Annotated in this window: 4 protein-coding genes; all 4 read left to right on the forward strand. The window is 64.4% G+C overall.

The features are described 5' to 3' along the window. Positions 1 to 39: 39 nt before the first annotated feature. Complete coding sequence (locus tag AB4Z11_RS26480) at positions 40 to 909, forward strand: BadF/BadG/BcrA/BcrD ATPase family protein (protein WP_442028826.1); 870 nt, start codon at positions 40 to 42, stop codon at positions 907 to 909. 60 nt (positions 910 to 969) lie between these two features. Further along, complete coding sequence (locus AB4Z11_RS26485; RefSeq protein ID WP_442028829.1) at positions 970 to 1647, forward strand: GntR family transcriptional regulator; 678 nt, start codon at positions 970 to 972, stop codon at positions 1645 to 1647. Beyond that, positions 1644 to 2756 carry an N-acetylglucosamine-6-phosphate deacetylase gene (nagA, locus tag AB4Z11_RS26490; protein ID WP_442028827.1) on the forward strand — a complete coding sequence of 371 codons (1113 nt, stop codon included), beginning with the start codon at positions 1644 to 1646 and terminating at the stop codon, positions 2754 to 2756. Before AB4Z11_RS26485 ends, nagA begins: the two co-directional genes overlap by 4 nt. Then, on the forward strand, positions 2746 to 3679 hold a 934-nt coding region (locus tag AB4Z11_RS26495), incomplete at its 3' end, for an SIS domain-containing protein (protein ID WP_442028828.1). The genes nagA and AB4Z11_RS26495, both read left to right, overlap by 11 nt.

Consider the following 3679-nt stretch of genomic DNA (forward strand, 5'->3'; position numbering starts at 1 on the left):
CTCATATAGTGCCCCACAGCTCTCTTATTCCAACTAAAAATGATCGAATTCCTCATCGGGGTAGACGGTGGTGGCAGTGGTACCCGCGTGCGCCTGGCGCGCATTGACGGCGTCGCGCTGGCTGAAGGCACGGCCGGTCCATCCGGTCTGCTGCACGGTATCAAAAGCGCCTGGTCGGCCGTCGAAGAAGCCGCCGCACAAGCCTTCACCAACGCTGGTCTGCCGCAATCGCCGCGCGAAAACGTCGCAATTGGTCTGGGATTGGCAGGCGTCCACAACAAACAATGGGCCGCCAACTTCGTGGCCGCCAATCCCGGCTACGCTGCCGTGGCGCTGGCAACGGACGCCTTCACGACCGTGCTGGGCGCCCACGAAGGCCAGCCCGGCGCCATCATCGCCCTGGGCACCGGCAGCGTCGGCGAAATTCTGCATGCGGACGGCACCCGCCATGAAGTCGGCGGCTGGGGTTTCCCTGCCGGCGATGAAGCGGGTGGCGCATGGATCGGCATGAAAGCCATCAACCATATCCAGCACGTGATCGACGGCCGTGCCAAGCCAAGCGAGTTCGCCAGCRCCGTGATCGAAGCCTGCGGCGGTGACCGTGACCGTATCCAGGTGTGGCTGGCCAACGCCACCCAGACCAATTACGCCCAGCTGGCGCGCATCGTCCTGCAGCACGGCGACAGCAATGACGTGGCACGCGAAATCCTGATCGAAGCCGGCAAGCAGGTCGCCCTCATCGGCGATGCGCTCGATCCGGCCCGCAAGCTGCCGATCGCCTTGTGCGGCGGACTGGGTGAACCGCTGCGGGCCTATCTGCCGAGCGAACTGCTGCAAAGGATCGTTCCACCGAAAGGCGATTCCGCTGCGGGCGGCCTGCGCCTGATCCAACAACATCTGAAGGAGTAGCCCGTGCTATCCCAGTTGAGTGATTTCCGGCCGGACGCCGACAGCGACACCCCTCTGTATATGCAGCTGGCGAACAAGCTGTCGGACGGCATCGCCAGCGGCGACTGGCGCGCCAACGAGGCCCTGCCCTCGGAGCGCGTGCTGTCCGAGATGCTCAACATCTCGCGCGTGACAGCGCGCAAGGCGATCGACATGCTGTGCGACCGCGGCATGCTGACCCGCAAGCGCGGCTCGGGTACTTACATCACGCCGAAACTGGAACAGCCGCTCTCGCGCCTGACCAGCTTTTCCGAAGAGCTGCGCCAGCGCGGCTTTACGGCCGGCTCGCGCTGGTTGCAGCGTGAGATCGGCATCGCCGCGCCACTGGAGCTGCTGTCTCTCGGCCTGTCGCCCAACATGCCGGTCGCGCGCCTGAAGCGCCTGCGGACGGCGGACGATGTGGTGATGGCCATCGAAACCTCGACCATTCCGGCAGCCTATATGCCGAATCCGAACAGCGTCACCGATTCGCTGTACGGCTATCTGGAAGCGAATGGCACGGTGCCGATGCGCGCCCTGCAGCACATCCGCGCCATCAATGCCAATACTGAACAAGCCCGGCTGGCGAACATCGCTCCCGGCACGGCCATGCTGCACATCACGCGCGTGAGCTATCTTGAAAACGGCGCAGCAGTGGAATTGACCCACTCTTTCTGCCGTAGTGATTATTATGAATTTGTAGCGGAGTCGCGTCGATGACCGAGTCAATCAAAGGCAATATCCTGACACCATTCGGCTGGGTGAACGGTGAGATCGCGTTCGCCGATCGCATCGCGAATATCAGCGGCAACAGCAGCGATCCAACGCTCAACAGCGACGATTACATCCTGCCCGGCTTTATCGATCTGCACGTGCACGGCGGCGCCGGCAAGGATGTGATGGAAGGCGGCGACGCGGTACACGCCATCGCCCGCATTCATGCCCGCCACGGCACTACCAGCCTGCTGGCCACCACCATGACCGCTCCGCCGGAAGACATCGACCTCGCACTGACTGYGATCGGCAAGGCCGTCAAGCAGCGCGGCAAGAACGAGGCGCGGGTGCTGGGCGCCCATCTGGAAGGTCCGTACATCAACTCCGGCAAGCTGGGTGCGCAGCCGAATTTCGCCCGCCCTGCCACGCTGGCCGAAGTGCAGCGCCTCGAAACCATGGCGCCGCTCAAAGTGATTACCGTTGCGCCGGAAATCGCCGGCCACCTGGAACTGGTGCGCGACCTGACCAATGAAGGCATGCGCGTACAGATCGGCCACACGCTGGGCTCTTATGAAGAAGGCGTGGCGGCACTGGAACACGGCGCGTCCGGTTTCACCCACCTGTTCAATGCCATGAGCGCCCTGCACCACCGTGAGCCGGGCATGGTCGGCGCCGCGCTGGCGCATGCCGAATTTGCCGAACTGATTCCGGACCTGCTGCATGTGCATCCAGGAGCGATCAAGACCGCGCTGCGCGCCATTCCGCGCCTGTACTGCGTGACCGATTCCACCGCTGCCACCGGCATGCCGGACGGCGAGTACATGCTGGGCCGTCACATCGTCCACAAGTGCATGGGCGGCGTGCGCCTGCCGGATGGCACGCTGGCCGGCTCCACGCTGACGCTGGACCAGGCGCTGCGCAATCTGGTCGGCCTGGGCATCGACCTGGCCGATGCGTCCAAGCGCGTGTCGACCCACGCCGCCGACTATCTGGGCATCGATGAGCGTGGCCGCCTGAAGCCGGGCGCCTATGCCGACCTGGTGGTGCTGGACCGTGAACTGAATCTGAAAGCCGTTTATATCGAAGGAGAACGTTGTGACCTCAATGATGCTTAAAGAAGCCCTGTCCTCCGCGGAGTGCGTCGCCGAAGCGCTGGCGCACGATGCGGACCGCTACGCGGAACTGGGACGCAAATTGAGGAGCACGTCCTTCTCGACCGCGCTGACCGTGGCGCGCGGCAGCTCGGACCATGCTTCCAATTACATCGCCTACCTGATCATGTCGCGCCTGGGCCGTGTGGTGGCATCGTTGCCGATGTCGCTGGTCACGCTGCACAAGTCGCCGCTGATCACGCGCGACACGCTGACCATCGCCGTATCGCAATCCGGCCAGAGCCCGGACGTGGTGGAACCGATCCGCTACTTCCGCGACGGCGGCGCCACCACCGTGGCGCTGGTGAACGATATCGACTCGCCGCTGGCGCACGCTGCYGAGTGGGCGATGCCGCTGCGCGCAGGTAAAGAACAGAGCGTGGCCGCGACCAAGAGCTTCATCACTTCGCTGGTGGCTGGCGCGCGCATGGTGGCGCAGTGGCAGAACGATCCCGAACTGATGGCAGGTCTGGATGCGCTGCCGGAAGCACTGCGCGCCGCTGGCCAGGCTGACTGGTCGCAGGCGCTGGATGTGCTGGCACCGGCCAAGAACATCATGGTGGTCGGCCGCGGCATCAGCTTCCCTGTCGCGCTGGAATCCGCACTGAAGTTCAAGGAAACCTCGGCCCTGCAGGCGGAAGCCTTCAGCGGCGCGGAAATCAAGCACGGCCCGATGGCGCTGATCGAAGAAGGCTATCCCCTGCTGATCTTCGCAACCCGTGGTCCGACCCAGGCTGGCCTGCTGGCGCTGGCCGACGAAATGCGCGGCCGTGGCGCACGCGTGCTGCTGGCGGCTCCGGATGATGTGGCTTCGCGCGATCTGACGCTGCCGGTAGCCTCGACGCCGGACCTGGACCCGATCGTGGCAATCCAGGCCTTCTATGTGA

Source organism: Pseudoduganella sp. RAF53_2, from assembly GCF_052113985.1.
Lineage (GTDB): Bacteria > Pseudomonadota > Gammaproteobacteria > Burkholderiales > Burkholderiaceae_D > Rugamonas.